Annotated in this window: 16 protein-coding genes; 3 read left to right on the top strand and 13 right to left on the bottom strand. The window is 44.9% G+C overall.

All coding sequences use genetic code 11. The annotated features are described in order from the left end of the window. Nucleotides 1-89 precede the first annotated feature (89 nt). Nucleotides 90-1,316, top strand: a complete 1,227-nt coding sequence (locus ACX9NY_RS06205; RefSeq protein WP_339234441.1) for a glucose-1-phosphate adenylyltransferase — start codon at nt 90-92, stop codon at nt 1,314-1,316. Between the two features lie 108 nt (nt 1,317-1,424). On the opposite strand, the gene ACX9NY_RS06200 is transcribed toward ACX9NY_RS06205, so the two are convergent. From ACX9NY_RS06200 to ACX9NY_RS06180, 5 genes are all read right to left on the bottom strand, one after another. After that, complete coding sequence (locus ACX9NY_RS06200; protein ID WP_342570268.1) at nt 1,425-2,924, bottom strand: sensor histidine kinase; 1,500 nt, start codon at nt 2,922-2,924, stop codon at nt 1,425-1,427. Then, nucleotides 2,921-3,619: a response regulator transcription factor gene (locus tag ACX9NY_RS06195; RefSeq protein WP_017688086.1), complete on the bottom strand. Its 699-nt coding sequence runs from the start codon at nt 3,617-3,619 to the stop codon at nt 2,921-2,923. The genes ACX9NY_RS06200 and ACX9NY_RS06195 overlap by 4 nt, the downstream gene beginning before the upstream one ends. Then, entirely contained in the window at nt 3,612-4,814 is a 1,203-nt protein-coding gene (locus ACX9NY_RS06190) for a hypothetical protein (protein ID WP_339234445.1), read from the bottom strand. Before ACX9NY_RS06190 ends, ACX9NY_RS06195 begins: the two co-directional genes overlap by 8 nt. Nucleotides 4,815-4,953: 139 nt before the next feature. Then, the gene (locus tag ACX9NY_RS06185) at nt 4,954-5,679 is read right to left on the bottom strand and encodes a phosphonate ABC transporter ATP-binding protein (protein ID WP_036613671.1); all 726 of its coding nucleotides are present in this window, start codon (nt 5,677-5,679) and stop codon (nt 4,954-4,956) included. A gap of 83 nt (nt 5,680-5,762) precedes the next feature. Next, a complete protein-coding gene (locus tag ACX9NY_RS06180) occupies nt 5,763-6,953 on the bottom strand; it encodes an MFS transporter (protein WP_339234451.1) in 1,191 nt (396 codons plus the stop codon). A 208-nt stretch (nt 6,954-7,161) separates the two neighbouring features. Between ACX9NY_RS06180 and ACX9NY_RS06175 the strand changes: the two genes are divergently transcribed. Continuing rightward, nucleotides 7,162-8,082 (top strand): ArsR/SmtB family transcription factor, encoded by a 921-nt coding sequence (locus ACX9NY_RS06175; protein ID WP_472477600.1) that lies wholly within the window; start codon nt 7,162-7,164, stop codon nt 8,080-8,082. A 49-nt stretch (nt 8,083-8,131) separates the two neighbouring features. Then, on the top strand, nt 8,132-8,896 hold the full coding sequence (locus ACX9NY_RS06170; protein WP_339234454.1) for an HAD family hydrolase: 765 nt from the start codon (nt 8,132-8,134) through the stop codon (nt 8,894-8,896). Nucleotides 8,897-8,924: 28 nt separating this feature from the next. Here ACX9NY_RS06170 and ACX9NY_RS06165 read toward each other — a convergent pair whose 3' ends face one another. The 8 genes from ACX9NY_RS06165 to ACX9NY_RS06130 form a co-directional block, all read right to left on the bottom strand. Continuing rightward, the gene (locus ACX9NY_RS06165) at nt 8,925-11,264 is read right to left on the bottom strand and encodes a type IA DNA topoisomerase (RefSeq protein ID WP_472477597.1); all 2,340 of its coding nucleotides are present in this window, start codon (nt 11,262-11,264) and stop codon (nt 8,925-8,927) included. A gap of 125 nt (nt 11,265-11,389) precedes the next feature. Continuing rightward, nucleotides 11,390-11,881 carry a ferric iron uptake transcriptional regulator gene (gene fur, locus ACX9NY_RS06160; RefSeq protein ID WP_339255825.1) on the bottom strand — a complete coding sequence of 164 codons (492 nt, stop codon included), beginning with the start codon at nt 11,879-11,881 and terminating at the stop codon, nt 11,390-11,392. 232 nt (nt 11,882-12,113) lie between these two features. Next, nucleotides 12,114-13,601 (bottom strand): glutamate synthase subunit beta, encoded by a 1,488-nt coding sequence (locus ACX9NY_RS06155; protein ID WP_472477595.1) that lies wholly within the window; start codon nt 13,599-13,601, stop codon nt 12,114-12,116. A gap of 614 nt (nt 13,602-14,215) precedes the next feature. Further along, nucleotides 14,216-14,704, bottom strand: coding sequence for a dihydrofolate reductase (locus ACX9NY_RS06150; protein ID WP_339234462.1), 489 nt, complete (start codon nt 14,702-14,704; stop codon nt 14,216-14,218). A 233-nt stretch (nt 14,705-14,937) separates the two neighbouring features. Next, nucleotides 14,938-15,732, bottom strand: coding sequence for a thymidylate synthase (gene thyA, locus ACX9NY_RS06145; protein WP_076328531.1), 795 nt, complete (start codon nt 15,730-15,732; stop codon nt 14,938-14,940). 274 nt (nt 15,733-16,006) lie between these two features. Beyond that, nucleotides 16,007-17,422 (bottom strand): dihydrolipoyl dehydrogenase, encoded by a 1,416-nt coding sequence (gene lpdA / locus ACX9NY_RS06140; protein WP_024630356.1) that lies wholly within the window; start codon nt 17,420-17,422, stop codon nt 16,007-16,009. Between the two features lie 3 nt (nt 17,423-17,425). Continuing rightward, nucleotides 17,426-18,748, bottom strand: coding sequence for a dihydrolipoamide acetyltransferase family protein (locus ACX9NY_RS06135; RefSeq protein WP_339234468.1), 1,323 nt, complete (start codon nt 18,746-18,748; stop codon nt 17,426-17,428). Nucleotides 18,749-18,924: 176 nt separating this feature from the next. Continuing rightward, nucleotides 18,925-19,902: an alpha-ketoacid dehydrogenase subunit beta gene (locus ACX9NY_RS06130; RefSeq protein ID WP_472477592.1), complete on the bottom strand. Its 978-nt coding sequence runs from the start codon at nt 19,900-19,902 to the stop codon at nt 18,925-18,927. Nucleotides 19,903-19,938: the final 36 nt, after the last annotated feature.

Raw genomic sequence — 19,938 nt, 5'->3', positions numbered from 1 at the left:
CTGAATTTTTACAGCAACAATAGTTTCAATTGCTCTACTTTGCGTTAATGATGTACTACAATGCACAATATTTTGGGAGGGAAACGATTATGTTTAATAAAGATTGCATCGCTATGCTGTTGGCGGGAGGAGAAGGGAAGCGATTAGCCCCTTTAACCTCAAGTATCGCAAAACCCGCTGTACCGTTTGGCGGGCACTACCGGATCATCGATTTTCCTCTCAGTAACTGCGTAAACTCAGGGATCGATACTGTAGGAGTATTGACGCAGTACCAAGCGGAATCGTTACATGATCATATTGGTGGAGGAGAACCATGGGGACATGGCAACTCAAATGAGGCGGGAATTTCCTTACTTCCATCTTATCATACAGGAAATGACGAATACTTGGGAACGGCGGATGCTATTTATAAAAATATTGACTATATTGATCAACAAAACCCCGAAAATGTTCTAATTTTGTCGGGTGACCATATTTATCATATGAATTATCGTGATATGTTGGAGGCTCATCAGGCCAATAATGCCGCAGCAACGATTTCAGTTATGGAAGTTCCTTGGGACGAAGCACATCGCTTTGGCATTATGGCTGCCGATGCTGATCTGCGTGTAACAGAATTTGCCGAGAAGCCGGCTGAACCAAAAAGTAATCTGGCTTCAATGGGCATTTACATGTTCAAATGGGAGTACTTGAAGCGCCATCTATTGGAAGATGCTGCTAACCCTGAGTCCAGCCATGACTTCGGTAAAGATGTTATTCCACAGATGTTGAACGAAAACAATCCCCTTTTTGTCTATAACTTTAATGGGTATTGGAAAGATGTCGGTACAGTTAAGAGTCTGTGGGATGCCCATATGGACCTGCTCTACAACGATGAGAACTGGAGTCTGCAAAAAGAAAACTGGCCGATGTTTACTCGCGGCTGGCGTTCCAAGCCAAGTGCTTACAAAGCCAGAAATGCGAAGATCGAACAGTTAGCTTCCATGATTCATGACTCTTGTGCCATCGAAGGTCGTGCAGAACGTTCCGTTATCTTCTGCGGCGCTGAAGTAGGTAAAGGCTCTGAGGTTAAAGACAGTGTCGTTATGCCTAACGCACGTATAGGCCGTGGGGTTCACATCGAACGCGCCATCATCGGTGAAGGTGCAATTATCAAAGACGGTGCAATTGTGAAGGGTACAGCGGATGAAATTGTTGTCGTTGGACCTAACGAGGTCGTCTCTGCCAAACCGGCTGTCCGTACGCAACCCGTTCGTATGTTGAAAGAAGTATATGAAAAAAGTGGGCGCTTGCGCGCTGGTGAACTTTCTTCATAATGAAATAAACGTTATACAAAAAAGGCGAGCCTTGGATGGCTCGCCTTTTTGATATTGATATGAATATTGTGAAGCAGACCTGGTCGGTGATCGCAAATGGATTCAAGCTTAAGACTTTTCCTGATCCAATTTTACATCACTTGCTGTTCGTTCTTCAGGCAATGCATGATCACCAGACTGCGTTACAGATTCTTCTGTACCCGTCTCATCAGCCACAGCCGGTAACGTCACCGTAACGATTGTACCCGATCCAAGTTCACTCTGCATCGTAATTGTTCCCTCATGCAGTTCAACCAGTTCTTGCGTAATCGCAAGTCCCAGTCCCGTTCCCCCATTTTGATGATTGACCTGGAAGAAGCGATCCCGTACTTTAATCAGGTGTTCTTCACTAATTCCGATACCGGTGTCTTGAACCGCTGCAATAATCTGACCATTCTCCTCTTTGACGGACAAGAAAATCCAGGAATTCTCATGTGAAAATTTGATCGCATTATCTACAATGTTTAAAAAGACTTGTTTCAGTCGATTCCCGTCTCCATGGACATTATAAGCTCGAGTCTCGTCTGTTTCCAGCTTCAGATGAACCTGTTTTTGTTCCGCTTTGGCCCAGACATTCAACATCGTTTCCTGCACAATTTCACGTATGTTGACCGTTCCTTTAACCAGCTTCATCTGATTCTGCTGCAATTTGGAGAAATCCAGCATCTCTTCGACCAGTCCAATCAATCGTTCGGTTTCTTTGGAAATGATACCCATGCCGATACGGGTTTCTTCCGGATCATAACCGCCTGAGTCCAGTGTCTCGCTCCAGCCCTTGATACTGGTCAGCGGTGTTCTTAATTCATGGGAGATCGACGAGATAAAATCATCCTTGATCTGATTGCTGCGCACAATCTCATGTGCCATGAAATTAAGTGTTGATGCCAATTCGCCCAGTTCGTGCTTGTAATTCCCCTTTACCCTGACATCCAGCCGTCCTCTGGCCATTTGGGCAGAGACTGCGGTGATGTTGTTGATTGGACGTACAATGGAATTCGCCATCCCAATACTAATGATCAAAACTATAGCAAGCACGCCAATACCGACCGCAATTGCAAGCATTCCCATATTCAGTAGTTTGGAGTTCACATTTTCAAGCGATGTAAGGTATCGAATAACATAAGTATTTTCGCCGCCAAGATCAAACTTGTGTGAAACGGCCATGACAGATTCTCCAGTACCTGGTTGTCTTCCAATCCAGCGCCCCATATCCCCGTTCAAAGCCTGCATAATATCACTGGTTTGCAGCACCGCACGGTCGGATTCAAAAGCAGTTGAACTTGCCAATACACGCCCGTTCAGATCCAAAATTTCCAACTCAGTATTGGAAAGTGCCAAATTTACAATTAATCTGGACAGATTATTGCCATCTTCCGTGTTATTCTCACGTGCGATCGGCTCGAAAAAGTCCTTTGAATTGGAAATGTGGGTACTAATCGTATTGTAGATACTTTCATAATAATACCTTTGCACTGCCAACATAAATACGAATTCGACCAACAGCAGAGCAAGAAAAACTACAAAGAAATAATGTAGTACGATCTGCCGTGTAATGCCTTTTTTAATCATTGCTCCCGGCCCTTCCATTTGTACCCGTGACCCCATACAGTCTGCAGGTATTCGGGCTCGGAAGGATTGTTCTCAATTTTTTGACGCAAACGACGAATGTTAACATCCACAATTTTGGGATCACCCATGTACTCTTTTCCCCATACATGATCTAACAATACATCGCGGCTGAGCGGTGTATTCTCTTTTTCCAGGAAAAACTGAATCAGGGAAAACTCCGTTGGAGTCAGCTCAATGGCTTCATTCTGTTTCTTAAATTGCTTCGAAATGAGGTCCAGCGAAAATGGTCCGGACTGGAACGTAACCTTCGCCGCAGTTTCCCGATGCACGTTCACACGGCGTAATAACGACTGAATACGTGCAATCAACTCTGTTGGGCTGAAAGGCTTGCTTACGTGATCATCTGCACCAACGGAGAGTGCGTACACTTTATCCTGTTCCTGAACTTTCGCGGTCAAAAAGATGATGCCCAGACGTTCATTCGTTTCACGGATCCGTCGACACACCTCGAATCCATCAATACCTGGTACCATGACATCGAGCAGAGCCAGATCAATATCCGGTACTGTTTGCAGTATGCGAAGCGCTTCATGACCATCACCCGCTTCAAGCACTTCGAATCCGTTTCTCTTTAAATTAATCACTATAAAACTGCGGATGGATTCTTCATCCTCAAGAATAAGTACTTTACTCATTAAGTTCTCCCTTTCTATTCAGCTGAGAAATATTGCTCAGTGCATCTTTACCCGCCTCTGATTGTGCTACTCGTGAAGCAATAACCCGATCTTTGGTACGCGTAATTTCCTTCCAGCTTTTACCCTTCTCCTGTTCCCACTTGGAAAGGGTGAAATATTTGATCTCTGCCACGGTTTCATCCGTATCAATCATTTTAAATCGAATATATTTTTCCTTTTCCGATTTGGTGTCTATAGTGATCTTACCGTACCACTCTGGCTTGAGATTTAGATGAAATAAATCAGCATCATCCCGGAATTGGAACGAGACAAATTTCTTGCCTTCTTTGCCATCCCATTGGTAATAGGTATAGAACCACAACCTGGAATCAAAAACGTAATGCTCCCAACCTTTTGGAGTCTCTTTAAGTCCAAACTCAATAATACCATCATTATCGACATCACCGCTTAAAATTTTGTCATCTCTATACGTTTGATCCGGTGATTTAAAAGCATTAATTAACTTGTTATCCTTAACATACATGATTTGCGAGAAGGAACTCCGATCATCCAACTCAATATCCAGTACAATCCCCATTTGTCCTTTGGAGATCTCTCCACCAAGAGCACTATAAACTTCTTTAACTGTATAGTCGGTCTGCACCCGATCAACTTCCTTGAAGCTGCCATCTTCATACTGATATAAAGCAGTGGTTGCAAAGCCGCTGTTGTTGAGCGAAATGATAACAAAATCGCTCTTGCCGTCCCCACTCAAATCCAGCGTGTTTCCCTGCGCATCATCAATAATATACTGGTTATATGGTACTCCGCCCAGAACCTGCTCCAGCGCCCCGCCTTTATAAGAGTAGGCAGTCAAAGCTTTCTGCTCCTGTAAACTAACACCAAGAATAATATCCGGATTCCCATCATTCGTAATATCCAATACTTTAAAGGATTGCAGCTCATTTCCCGGCACATCAAATGTAAGCTTTTTAACCCATGCGCCTCCCTGCTCTTCCAAAATCATGCCATGGATTCGCACATTCTCGTTTGGTGTCTCATAAAAGACAATCGCTTCTCGAGTTCCATCCCCATTCAGGTCTTCTACCCGAATCATACTGGTGTTATTCATATCCTTGGGACGGATCAAGGTGCTCTCTGGTGGTAATTTAAGCTGAACCACGTTATATAGTTTTTCCTTATCTGTGGACATCATTGGTTTTCTCATCAAACCCTTGGGGTCACTTATGACTGTGCATCCGCTCAGAACAGAACCAAGCATAATTGCCATAGTTCCTGCTGCAATGAAGCGTCCCCACCGTGAATTAAACAATCTCATCACTCTTTTCAATAGTTTAAATCTGGTTTTTTTCTTGCTGCGTCAGTCTCCGTCCACGAATATCAAAAGCAATCTTGCCTTCTGCCAATCCCCATATCCGCGTGGCATGTTTCTCAGCAAGCTCAATAGGCAGTACTGCAATGACTGTAGCACGTTCTTCTTCACATAATTTGCGCAACGTTTCTAGCACCGAATCTGCCGTGTGAGGGTCAAGACCAATCACAGGTTCGTCGGCCAGAACCACTTTGGCACCATGAGCAAGTGCTCTTGCAATGGCAACACGCTGCTTCTCGCCACCACTAAGCTTTTCCGCGATTTGATGTGCCTTATCGAGTAATCCCAATCCTTCGAGATAATCCATAGCACCCATATAATCATCGGAACGTACCATACCGGTTACCATTCTCCATACGGGAGTCTGACCCGATCGCCCGATTAATACATTTTTAAGAGCTGTACGTCTGGGGAATAACTCAGGATTCTGCTCCAAGTATGCCCATTCCCGTTTGATTTTCCGTTTTCCAGACCAGCCTTCTTTCAAGATCTCGGCACCATCCACCGTGAATCGGCCAGAATCCCATTTTTCCATCATGGCCAAACATTTAAGCAACATGCTCTTACCGCTGCCGCTTGAACCAACGACAGCAATCATCTCACCTTGTTGCATATCAAATCGAATATCCCGCAGAACGGGAACGCGGTCCACGCCAACGGATTTACTCAAGTTCTCTACTCTGATCATCGCGATGTCTCCTCTTGTCCATGTTTTTCCCTACCACTAGTGTACTCGGAAATGGACATCAATTTCCATGCGAACACCAGCTTCTATTTTAACACAGATTCGAACTCAGGTTTACGACGAAATAATATACCTGCCACACCAAAAAGAAGGTACATGATTCCAAGCAGTGTGAACATACTTCCGGGTGAGATCCAGTTGATCATCTGACCACCCAGATTCGGTCCGATAATGCTTCCAATTGTGAAATGAAAGGATGCCACCACGTTGGCTGCGGGCAGCAACACTTTAGGCAAAATGTCTGCGGCATAGGCCAAGCCCAATGAGAAAAAGGAACCGACCAGACCACCTGCGATCGTTAACAATACAAGTGTCCACCAGAAGTGCGTACCTGCAACAGGAACCAGCATGAATACAATCCCCCCACTGATGCCCGCAAACATCAATATCTTCTTACGCCCATATCGGTCACTCAACATTCCGAGGGGCAATTGAAGGAACAAACCTCCAATACCGATAAATGGAAGCAACGATGAAATCTGATTGGTATCGAATCCAATCCGAAGGCCGTACACGGGGAAGTTGCTATTCATACCGGCCTCCATATATCCGTATAAGAGTGCTGGTAAAAGTGCATACCAGGCCCATGCCAGACTGCGACGGAAGCGACGTTCCGGCAGTTGGCCATGCTCTGCTTTTTCCGGTTTCGTATCCGGAAGCTTCATTAATACTAGGATAAGTACTGCTGCAATACAGATGAACAAGACCCAGAAAGGGACAGCATCACCGAAGCCAAGCAGCTTTATTCCGAGAGGACCAATACTGAATCCGAGACCGTAGGACATGCCATATAACGATATGTAACGTCCACGCTTTTCAGGTGCAGTAACAAGCAGCACCCAGAGCTGGGCCGCATAATGTAGTGCGCTATCTCCTATTCCAACGACCAGACGTAAAATGAACCATATTTTAATATCCGGTAAATAAGGAAACAGGATCAAAGGAACCATGACCAATAACAGGCCGCCTACAATCAGCTTTTTGAACCCCAATGCACCCAGTAGTCGCTCCGCAACTAACGTCATGGCAAATGAACCAACGTACAAGGCGGCAGCGTTTAATCCGTTTAAACCTGGTGAAACCCCTTTTTGCTCCAAAAAAATCGAAAGCACAGGAAGCAAAAGCCCCTGACTTATGCCCGCCACCACAATAACCGTAATCAGAATCAGATAATTGGCTGTCGAATGTGATCGTTTGGGACGAGTAATCGATGACACGAATTCATTCCTCCTGCAAGCACACAAAGAAAAATCGCCATCGCTGACGACTTTCGTATGTTATACATATGGTTTTAAACTGCTATTCATGGACCAGGGCTTTGCCCCGGACTTGAACATTATAGTGGACAACGCCCTGCAAAACAAGCCATAATAGTAGTTAAGTCGCTGCGTACATTTAGATGTGACGGGAGGATTCTGCAACATTATGGCTTATCATGTGAAAATTGATGTTTCACCGATATATGAAATGCTTAACAGCTTTCTGGTTTATGTCACGAAAAAATGGATTCAGCATCTGGATATTGGTCCTGAATGGATTCTGGAAGTGGAAGGCAAACTAAGTTCCAATGTACGAGCTGCGCTCGCACCTGCTGCCACTTGGCCTTTTGATGATTTTGATGTTTTGTTTGCATGGGCAGCATATCAAAATGATACATCAGAGAATCGTGATTTCCTGGACATGCTTGCCGGAATGACAGCGGAAGACCTATATGCACGTGTGTCTCCTCTTCTGCCCGCACTTTCAATAGAAGAATCTACACGCATTCGGAACAGTTATGTCCCATTATTGCGACTATGGGATGAACACTACTGCCAGAATATGAGCGAAGATCAGCGTGTATGGCTGGAAGAAGATGCCGAGGAAAAACGCATTTTGCTTGATAAAATGGGCTCTGAACTGCTTATTGAATATGCTACAGCGGGCGTTCTTGTTGAACCGATGCCTGGACTGAACGAAGTTATCCTGTTTCCAACGGTGCACAATCGCCCTATTAATATGTACTGCTTCTATGAGGGAATGATGATTATGCAGTATCCGGTAGATGCACCTGAAGAAAATGAAGATCAGCCGCCAACATGCCTTTTACGATTCACCCATGCACTGGCTGATCCCGAAAGACTTCGCCTGCTTCGTTACGTATCGGATGAACCCAAGTCTCTTGCTGAGATATGTGAAGAATTGGGCAAAGACGAAGATACGGTCAAAGATCAGGTGATGGCGCTGCGCATCGCAGGTCTGCTGCGAACTCATCTGCTCGGAAGCAACCGTAAAGAGAAATACAGTATTCGCCCAGATGGCGTATCTGAATTGAATGTGTTTCTGGAATCTTACATTCGCATATAATTCATTTGACCCAATGTGGAGTTGCTGGCTACAAGGAGTGAGTTAGATCATGAAATTAATGAAACAACATATTTTGTTTGACCTTGATGATACACTCGTATACTGCAATAAATATTTCAACCTGATTTTGGGAGAATTCTTTGAGAATATGCAGGAGTGGTTTGATGGACATTCTTTGACAACGCAAGAGATCCGTGAGAAACAGCTGGAGATCGATGTAACCGGAGTGGACAAGCTTGGCTTTGCAAGTCACCATTTCCCGCAATCCCTGATTGATACCTATCGTTACTTTTCTGGGAAGTTTGCCAGATCAACTTCTCCCAGAGAAGAATCTTATCTGAGCAAGTTGGGTATGAGCGTGTACGAACAGGAAGTTGAACCCTATCCTCATATGGTTGAAACGCTTGAGAACCTCAAAGGCGCAGGACATTCCCTCTACTTATATACGGGCGGCGAAACTGTGATTCAGCAGCGTAAGATTGATCAGATGAAACTCTCGGCGTATTTTGATGATCGGATCTATATCCGACAACACAAAAACATAGAGGCACTGGAAGGCATTCTGTCTAACGGTCCGTTTGATCGTCGTGCGACATGGATGATTGGCAACTCACTGCGGACAGATATTATGCCCGCGGTAAAAGCCGGAATACACAGCATATATATCAAACAACCAAATGAATGGCAATACAACATCGTAGAACTTCAACCCAATCCGGAAACATCGATGTATACCATCACTGCACTGGAAGAGGTACCCAAAGTCATACACGAAAATATACAACAGCAGCAACAAAAAAGGACCCTTGGATAAGGGTCCTTTTACTTTATCATGACTAACATCAAGCATCCTGTTTCTCACCAGATAACTTGCCTGTTACCACGTCTTGCAAAATAATACGTGCCTTCACGGTACTCCCGTCTTTTCGTTTGAACGATAGGACCTGGGTACTCCCCTTCTCAATCAGCGATTTTAACATCGTACTGGTGATTTTCTTGCCCGCATACTCTTTCCATACCACAAACGAACAGCCTTCCTTGAAACGTGAGCATCCATAACCCTTCTTGCCCTCTATAATCTGACCTGTACAGCCGGGAGAAGGACAAGGTGCCAGTAACTCTCTCACTCCGGTTGGGCTCGCAGTGGAAGATGGCGCCTTGTTGGTGGTGCTTTTCGCACTGCCGACTCTCGATGAAGATGCCGAAGTCTGACGGGACGTTTTTACAGCCGAACCGCCACTAGCCGGCTTGGCAGATGTCCTCGTGTTGCCGGCCTGGGTTCTGGCTCCCTTGCCTTTTCCCCTGCCTGCACGCGAACCTTCTCCAAAAGCATCTGCTGGCGCCGGAGCTTGCACACGCACTTTCTCAATGATGGACAACGTAAATTTCTTAACGTTCTCCATGAACTTATCCTGCCCCGCCTCACCTTTGGAAATCTGATATAACCTTCTTTCCCATTGGCCTGTCATCTCGGGTGAGGTTAACAGATCTACGCCTGCTCGGCGAATCAATTCGATAGCCGTTCTGCCTTTGAGCGTTAACTGCATTTTTTTCCCCTGCATCGTAATGTAACCTACGTTTTTGAGGCGCTCAATTGTAGCAGCACGTGTAGCCGGAGTACCCAAACCACTGTCTTTCATCGCATCTCGCAGCTCTTCATTCTCGATCTGTTTGCCTGCACTTTCCATCGCTTTTAGCAATGTTCCCTCGGTATAACTTTTGGGAGGCTGGGTCGCCTTCTCTTTGAACTCACTCTTTGTACATTGAACAGGCAATTCAGGTTGTACGCTAAATGCCTTGTCCGTCCACTCTTCAGCTTCCTCTTCTTCATTGCCGTTTTTCTTGGTCTTCTTCTTGCCTGCCCCACCCTGTTCCTGATCTCCGGAACCGAGAACCACTTTCCATCCGAGGGACAGCAGCTCTTTGACAGATGTCTTAAACTGATGTTTCTCCACTTCGGTGAGCACGGTATGTTGCTTATACTCCGCCGGAGGATAAAAGTGAGACAAGAAACGTCTTACTATCAAATCATAGATGTTCTGCTCATCCTTGGATAAGGTACCTGGTCGCTTCAAAGTAGGTAAGATTGCATGGTGATCTTCAACCCTGCTCGGATTACATACCCCTTTATTATTCTTATGAACAAGCTCTGGTTTAGCCCCTTGCGCAAGCTCACTATAGGTACCATTTTTAAGCAGGTTTAGCGTTTTATGCATACCTTCAATATTCTGTTCCGTAACATAGTTGGAGTTCGTCCGCGGATACGAAATTACCTTGTGTTTTTCATACAAGGCCTGTGCGATATCCAGTGTTTTTTTGGCACCATATCCGAATTTGGCATTGGCTTCACGCTGTAAAAGGGTCAGGTCATACAAACGATACGGATACTCCTTCGTCTGCTTCGCTTCATATTTGGTAATCTGCCCTTTATTGCCCTTCACACTCGCTGCAATGGCCTCTGCTGCCTCCGCATCTGTCAACTTATCTCCTTGACGCAGTCCCCGGTACTCGACACCTTCCTGCCGAAACCAGGCGGCCACTTCATAAAAGGTCTGCGACTGGAACGCTTCAATCTCTATTTCCCGATCGTAGATTAGCGCAAGTACCGGCGTCTGCACACGGCCTACAGACAACAATGCATTATGACGGGTTGTAAATGCCCGTGAGGCATTCATACCAATCAGCCAATCGGCCTCACTTCTGGCGCGAGCAGCATGGGTCAAATTTTCAAATTCAGAGGCATCCTTCAGCCCATCAAAACCACGCCTAATGCTCTCTGCTGTCAAATCCGATATCCATAAACGCTTTACAGGCTGACGCAGCTTCAATTGCTGTTGTATAAGAGCGAAGATGTACTGCCCTTCTCTCCCTGCATCGCAAGCATTAACGATCGCTGAAGCCCGTTTCGCCAGTTCTCCAATCATTTTGAGCTGATCTTTCGTTCTCGGATTGGGTACAATCTTGAACTGATCGGGTATGATCGGCAGATCCGCTATATTCCAACGCTTGTACTTCGTATCATAGGCATCCGGTTCAGCCAGTCCAAGCAAATGCCCTATCGCCCATGTGATGATGTAATGCTCACCCTCCAGATAGGTGCGATTGTTCTTGGCTTTTGGTTCTATGACGGCGGCAATGGTTCGACCCATGTCGGGTTTTTCCGCTATAACCAGTGTCTTCATCCGTCCATCTCTCCTCCTTCACCGTCCGCATGACGGCAAAAAGGGGCCTTCCGCCGACGGAAGCCCCTTGCTTCTGATACATATTATATCAGATTTTGGATTCGGGAGCACCCTCCCAGAATGAATTAAACTGCAGCCTGTTCTTTCAGTACATGTTTTTGTCTGCACTCTTTGCATACACCTTGGAAATCCAGACGATGATCCGTGACAGCAAAGCCATACTGACGCTCTATCTGTTGTTCCAAACGAAGCAGACCATCTTCCATGATCTCTTCTACTTTCCCACATTCGGTACAAATCAAGTGATGGTGATGATGAGAACCATCTGTACTTCGCAGATCGAAGCGCGCAGCACCATCGCCAAAGTTAATCTTTTCAACGACTTGAAGATCACTCAGCAGTTCGAGAGTTCGGTATACCGTAGCCAATCCGATCTCAGGGAACTGCTCTTTAACCAAGAGGAAAACTTCCTCTGCACTAAAATGATCCTTTTCATGTTCAAGCAACACACGTACAGTAACTTCCCGTTGTTGTGTTAACTTATATCCTTTTTCAACCAATTGATTTTTAATGTGAAATATCTGTTCTGAAATGGACTTGTCCCGGTTACTTGCCATAGCAGGTCGCACCTCCGGTTTATATTCATTGAAATTTACTTTTATCGTACGGATTCGTGGTTTCATTCAATCCTTATTTATAATTATTATAATATAATAATAAATCTTTATCACGTAAAAAGCAATGCTATTGCTCACACTTATATGAAATATGTAGTCAAATTGGTTAAAATAACAGCAAACAACCCTCGCTGATCGCGAAGGTTGTCATTAATATCTCGTTCTATACTTTTTACACCAGAACCGAAGCACCCATCAAGTATTTGTCCACTTCACGAGCAGCCTCACGGCCTTCATTAATTGCCCATACAACCAAGCTTTGGCCACGACGCATGTCACCTGCTGCGAATACTTTATCTACATTGGTGTTGTATTTGCCGTAACGTGCCTTAACGTTAGTACGACGATCTGTTGCAAGACCCAGTTGCTCTACCAACGTTTGTTCCGGCCCATCAAAACCAATGGCAATCATGGCCATCTGAGCCGGGAATACACGCTCTGTACCAGGAATCGGCTGATAAATCTTGCGACCAGTTTCATCCACAATACGCTCGATCTGTACTGTATGCAATTCTTTGAGGTTCCCCTCATCGTCTCCAACAAATTTCGTTGTCATGATGGAGAATTCACGCGGATCTTGACCAAACAATGCTTTGGCTTCCTCTTGTGCATAATCAAGTGTGTATACGTTCGGGAATTGTGGCCAAGGGTTGTTAATGCGATCACGTTCCATAGGTGCTTGGGTATGCGTACCGAATTGAGTGATCGTACGACAACCATGACGCAGCGATGTAGCTACACAGTCAGATCCTGTATCACCGCCACCAATGACGATAATATCTTTGTCCTTAGCGGACAGATATTGACCATCTTCCAGATTGGAGTCGAGATAGCTCTTAATGCTGCCATTCAGGAAATCCATGGCGTAATGAACGCCTTTCAAGTCGCTGCCTTCAATATTGAATTCACGCGGCTTCGTTGCACCACCGCACAATACAACAGCGTCATATTCATCCACCAGTTGTTGTGCTGCAATATCTTTACCGATCTCGGTGTTTGTAATGAATTGGATCCCTTCTGCTTCAAGCAGATCGACACGACGTTGAACGACCTTTTTATCCAATTTCATCGTTGGGATACCGTACATCAGCAATCCGCCGACACGGTCCGAACGCTCATATACGGTTACCGAGTGCCCTGCTTTATTCAACTGAGCCGCAGTAGCTAGTCCCGCTGGACCTGAACCTACCACAGCTACACGTTTACCCGTACGTTTTTCAGGAGGCTGCGGAACGACCCATCCTTCTTCGAAACCTTTTTCAATAATTGCTTCTTCAATCGTTTTGATGGTTACAGGCTGACCGATTAAGCCAACTGTACAAGATCCTTCACAAGGAGCTGGACAGATGCGACCTGTAAATTCCGGGAAATTATTGGTTTTGTGAAGGCGCTCAAGTGCTTCTCTCCACAGTCCGCGATATACAAGATTATTCCATTCCGGAATCAGGTTATGCACGGGGCAACCTGACGTGCCGCCAGTCATATCTATACCTGTATGGCAATACGGGGTACCACAATCCATGCATCGTGCACCTTGTGTTCTGAGTTCTTCTTCAGCCATGTGTTTATGAAACTCTTCCCAATCCTTGATCCGCTCCGCTGGCTCACGATCCGCTGGCAGTTGACGTTTGTATTCCATAAATCCAGTAGGTGTAGACATCTTACGTTTTCCCCCATCCGTTCTTGTCTTAATCCCTTCATGTGCATGGTTCTATATGAAATGGATTACTCATTACTTGAGTTTTTGTCTATTGTATCACAAAATCTTCTCGAAGATATTTCAATTATAGTAGCATTTACTGTGGTGAATATTAAATGGATTATCCGCATAATTATTTGTATTTTATACATCATATCTTTGAAGTCTACCTATGGTCAATACCCTTATTTTGGCGTTAAATGTGGTCTTGAACTCCGAAATCTGGTGTTTGATAAAGAGTTAATAAGTCGAAACGTCATATAAATGTTAGATAATTTGTCATGAAATTCAACATATTCTGCTAGGAATCGTTCGTATTTCCGAATTCCAGACCTCTTTTAGGGCTTCACAACGTTAAATCCCCAAATCTTTTACACTTTTTTACTATTTAATGCTGAATCGTATGTATAATATACATACATTTCAATCATTCATGTTATATTAATGTAATATGGATTCCATTCTAAACAAATGGCTATGTTTTTATAAAGAAAAGACGCTGTTCACGAATATTTCGCAATCAGCGCCTCCCATCATACAACCACGACCGAAGTCAGGATTTTTATATGCCATATTTACTGTTTACGCTCATAAAATTCAAACGTATATGCGTGAACATTTTTTTCATCCTGTTCGCCTTCAATCTGGTCAATCAGTTCCCATTCAGACCAATCCACGTCGGGGAAAAACGTATCTCCCTCAAAATTCTCATGAATTTTGGTCACCACAAGACGATCTGCAAAGGGCAAGAACTCGCGATACACTTGGGAACCTCCAATTACGCACAGTTCCTCACCTTTGGTTACGCTCAGCCCTTCTTCAATCGTATGTACGATCTCAGCCTGGTCCACCTTGTAGTTCAGATCTCTTGTCACTACGATATTACGGCGCTGAGGAAGCGGCTTACCGCCAAAAGATTCCCACGTGTTACGTCCCATAATAATCGTTTTGTTTAACGTACGTTGTTTGAAAAAGGCCATATCTTTGGGTAACCGCCATGGAATCGTATTATTCAATCCGATCACACCGTTCTCCCCCATTGCCCATACCAATTCAATACTCAAGGGTAATACACTCCTTCAATCCAAGTCTCTTCTAGAGGTTGTTCAAAAAATCCACTTTTGATTACGAATCATGCCTAGCGGCATCATCAGCGTCGAAGTTGAAATTCAACCGAAATGTCCGTTGCTCACGTAGTTTGCCTACGCTCCGCTACTCCATTTCTAGCTTCATTCCATCTTCTTGGTACTGAAAACCAGACTTTTTGAACACGCACTTATCGAGATTGAACACATAATTAGACTGCAATTGGAGCTTTAATGCCCGGATGATGCTGATAGTTCTCAAACTCGAAATCTTCAAACTTATAATCAAAAATCGAATCGGGCTTACGCTTGATTACTAGCTTAGGTAACGCATAAGGTTCACGCTCCAGCTGAGTTTTGACCTGATCAACATGGTTGGAATAGATGTGAACATCCCCACCAGACCAGATGAAATCACCCACCTCAAGGTCACATTGCTGCGCGATCATATGAGTTAAGAGCGCATAACTCGCGATGTTAAAAGGCAGCCCGAGGAAGGTATCCACTGAACGCATCGTTAGCATACATGATAATTTACCCTCTGCAACGTAAAACTGAAACGCAAAGTGACAAGGTGGAAGCTTCATATTATTGATCTCTGCCACATTCCATGCGCTGACAAGATGACGTCGTGAATCTGGATTATTTTTAATTGAATCAATGACTGCAGAGATCTGATCGATCTTCTCCCCATTAGGTGCTTCCCAAGTACGCCATTGTGAACCATACACCGGTCCAAGATCTCCATTTTCGTCCGCCCAGTCGTCCCAGATCTTCACACCATTTTCTTTCAGATAAGATATATTGGTATCGCCACTCAAAAACCACAACAGTTCATGAATAACCGATTTGAGATGAATTCGTTTGGTTGTTACCAGCGGAAATCCTTCGGAGAGATCATAACGGAGTTGTCTGCCGAATACGGATTGTGTTCCTGTTCCCGTACGATCTCCTTTATGAACGCCATTGTTCAGAATATCCTGTAATAAATCGAGATAGTTTTTCAAGTTGATTTCCCCTCGCATCTCTATATATGTTGCCACTCAGTTCCAGTTTGGTCTGAGTTACATCATGTCTGATCATCTTAACAGTTTATCACACTGTGCACGATGGAAAAAGAGTTGAAAACACATTCAATCGGACCTATGTTTTACAACACAAAGTACATGATATAACTCTACGGAAGGTTCTACACTCACAAAAAAGAGGTGAATAACGCGTTAGCGCTATTCACCTCTTGATATACGTATAATGCCGGACGGATCCGAAGCTTAGATGATCTTAACGGGAGATGATGTGGATCGGGTGACCCATAACCAATTCCGCAGCTTCCATCACGATTTCGCCCAAAGTTGGGTGAGCGTGAATTGTGAGAGCCAGATCTTCCAAAGTAGCGCCCATTTCAATTGCCAATCCAAGCTCAGCAATCAAGTTAGAAGCTTCCAGACCTACGATTTGGCAACCCAATACAAGGCCGCTTTCCTCGTCAGCTACGATTTTCACGAAGCCTTCAGCGTGGTTCAAAGATACAGCACGACCGTTACCCGCATAAGGGAATTTGCCTGCTTTAACTTTGTAACCTTTCTCTTTAGCTTCTTTCTCCGTGTAACCTACGCTGGAACACTCTGGATCTGTGAACACAACAGCCGGCATACATTTGTAGTCAACTACAGATGGTTGTCCTGCGATTGCTTCAGCAGCCACTTTACCTTCATAAGAAGCTTTGTGTGCCAGAGCCAAACCAGATACGATGTCACCGATAGCGAAGATATGAGGAATGCTAGTACGACCTTGGTGGTCAACTTTAACGAATCCACGCTCGTCAACGTCTACACCGATCAGGTCCAAACCAAGCTCACCATCTGTGTTTGGACGACGTCCAACAGTTACCAGCAGGTAATCTGCAGTTACTTCTTTGGACTCACCATTTACAGAATATTTAACAGTTACATCTTTATCCGTTTGCTCAGCACTTTCAGCTTTTGCACCCGTTACGATTTCGATGCCTGTTTTCTTCATGTTTTTAGCCACGAGGCTAGTCATGTCTTTATCGAAACCTGGCAGTACTGTATCCAATCCTTCGATGATTGTTACTTTCGCACCAAATTTGGAATACATTTGACCAAGCTCAGCACCGATATAACCGCCACCGATAACGATCATGCTTTTTGGTACTTCAGGCAAGTTCAGAGCTTCTGTTGAAGACAGAATGCGTCCGCCAAATGGGAAAGGTTTCAGTTCAATTGGACGGGAACCTGTTGCGATAATTGCATTTTTAAATTTGTAACGCGGAGACTCGTGGTCGTTGAATACACGAGCTTCGTTTTCATTGATGAACATGCACTCACCGTTGAAAACTTCAACTTTGTTGCCTTTGAGCAAACCAGCTACGCCGCCAGTCATTTTCTTAACAACGCCGTTTTTGAATTCTTGAGTTTTGCTGAAGTCCACTTTCACGTTCTCAGCAGAGATACCAAAAGCTTCACCGTGAAGTGCAGACTCATATTGGTGTGCAGCAGAGATCAGGGCTTTGGATGGAATACATCCACGGTTCAAACAAACACCGCCCAGTTCGGATTTGTCTACGATCAATACGCTTTGGCCCAGTTGAGCAGCGCGGATGGCAGCTACATAGCCGCCAGGACCCGCACCAATTACTAATGTGTCGATATTGAGAGAAGCGTCGCCTACTACCATATCTTACACCTCCATAACAAGCAGCTCAGGGTTAGCGAGCAGCTGTTTAATGTAATTCATAAAGTTTTGTGCTGTTGCGCCATCGATGATACGGTGGTCAAAGCTCAGGGAAAGAGCCATTACAGGTGCTGCAACTACTTCGCCGTTTTTGATCACTGCTTTTTCGCTGATGCGTCCTGTTCCTAGAATAGCAACTTCAGGGAAGTTGATGATTGGAGTGAAGAACATACCGCCAGCAGAACCGATGTTACTGATGGAGATTGTGCTTCCTCTCATTTCATTCGCGCTCAATTTGCCGTCACGTCCACGAGCTGCCAGATCACGGATTGAATCAGCGATCATCCAGATGGATTTGCGATCAGCATCTTTGATAACAGGAACGATCAAGCCGTTGTCTGTATCTGTTGCGATACCGATGTTGTAGTATTTTTTGTAGACAATTTCGTTAGCTTCTTCATCAATCATAGCGTTCAGAGCAGGGAATTGGCGGGAAGCCGCAACCAGTGCTTTAACGATGAATGGCAGATAAGTAACTTTTGTTCCTTTTTTCTCTGCAATAGGTTTCATACGAGTACGGAAAGCAACCAGTTCAGTTACGTCCACTTCGTCCATGATTGTAACGTGAGGTGCTGTGTAAGCCGATTTAACCATTGCGTTAGAGATCGCTTTACGGATACCTTTGAATGGTACGCGCTCTTCTTCAAGGTATTGTTCACCTGCAGCCGCTGCTGGTGCTGCGGATTTTTTCTCTTCTTGAGCCGGAGCTTCGGAAGATGCCGCTGCGGAAGAACCGCCACCGTTTTTGAAGGATTCAACATCTTCTTTGGTTACTTTACCGTTGTTGCCAGTACCGTTAACCTGAGCGATGTCTACACCTTGTTCGCGAGCAAATTTGCGCACGCTTGGCGTTGCCAGAACGTCTTTGGCAGGTACTGCCGGAACGCTGTTGTTTCCGCCTTCTTTAGCTGAATCCGAGCTGGAAGCTGCTGCAGAAGAACCGCTAGTATCAGCTCCGCCTTGAGCTGCATCTTTCTCTTGCTCGCCTTGATCGCCAGCAGGAGCGTCTTCTTGCTCAGGAATTTCACCTTCTGCATCAATGATGGCAACAACTTCACCAACGTGGCAGACTTGACCGTCTTTAGCGAATACTTCAGTCACTGTTCCGTTAACCGGACAAGGTACTTCAACTACCGCTTTGTCGTTCTGTACTTCCATGATGATATCATCGTCAGTTACTTTGTCCCCGACTTTGATGTGCATCTTGATGATTTCGCCTTCGTGAAGGCCTTCGCCTAGTTCAGGGAATTTATATTCAAATTTAGCCAACTGAAAAACCTCCTTGATTATGTGCTCAATCCTGAAAACAACCCTTAACTCCAAGAACCAACTGTTACTGCTAATGCAAATAACTGTTACTCAAGGGGCTAATGGCTGTTTACAGTGCAGCCTGCGCTGCGGTGTGAATCACCATACTGCGCCTTGCGGCATGTCAGATGATTAGATTAGAAATTCACGACTTTGTTAACCGCAGCAACGATACGTGCCGGGTTAGGCAGCCATGTATCTTCGATTTGTGCAAAAGGATATACAGTATCCGGACCAGCTACACGCAGAACCGGTGCTTCCAAGTGCAGGATTGCTTTTTCATTGATTTGGGCAATGACTTCAGCTGCAACACCTGCGCTCTTTTGAGCTTCCTGTACAACAATTGCACGGTTTGTTTTCTTAATAGAAGCAACAATGGTATCGATGTCGATCGGGCTAACCGTACGAAGGTCGATAACTTCAACGTTGATACCTTGTTTTTCGAGTTCCTCTGCTGCTTTCACAGAAGTATGAACCATCATACCGTAAGTGATGATCGTTACATCAGAACCTTCACGAACAACGTTCGCTTTACCCAATTCAACAACGTAATCTTCTTCAGAAACTTCTGCACGGAAAGCATGGTACAGGTTCAAGTGCTCCATGAAGAATACAGGGTCATTATCGCGAATAGAAGCGATCATCAGACCTTTTGCATCGTATGGGTTAGAAGGAACAACTACTTTGATACCTGGTGTTTGCGTGAGCAGACCTTCCAGGGAATCTGTATGCAATTCTGCCGCTTTTACACCGCCACCGAATGGTGTACGGAATACGATTGGAGAATTGTATTTTCCACCGGAGCGGAAACGCATACGAGCAGCTTGCACTACCATTTGGTCAAGGGCTTCGAAGATAAAACCAACGAATTGGATCTCAGCAACCGGACGGAAGCCTTGCACACCCAGACCTACAGCCAAACCACCAATAGCGGATTCCGCCAGTGGTGTATCAAATACACGCTCTTCGCCAAACTCTTTTTGCAGACCTTCCGTTACACGGAAAACGCCGCCTACATTACCTACGTCTTCACCGAAAAGCAGAACGTTAGGATCACGTTTCAACTCCACGCGAAGCGCATCACGGATTGCTTCTTTCATGTTCATTTGTGCCATTTGCTTCATTTCCTCCTTAAACATTGACAGTTCACA

Source organism: Paenibacillus sp. CB74 (assembly GCF_055687625.1).
This window is presented reverse-complemented; position numbering and strand designations above follow the sequence as displayed.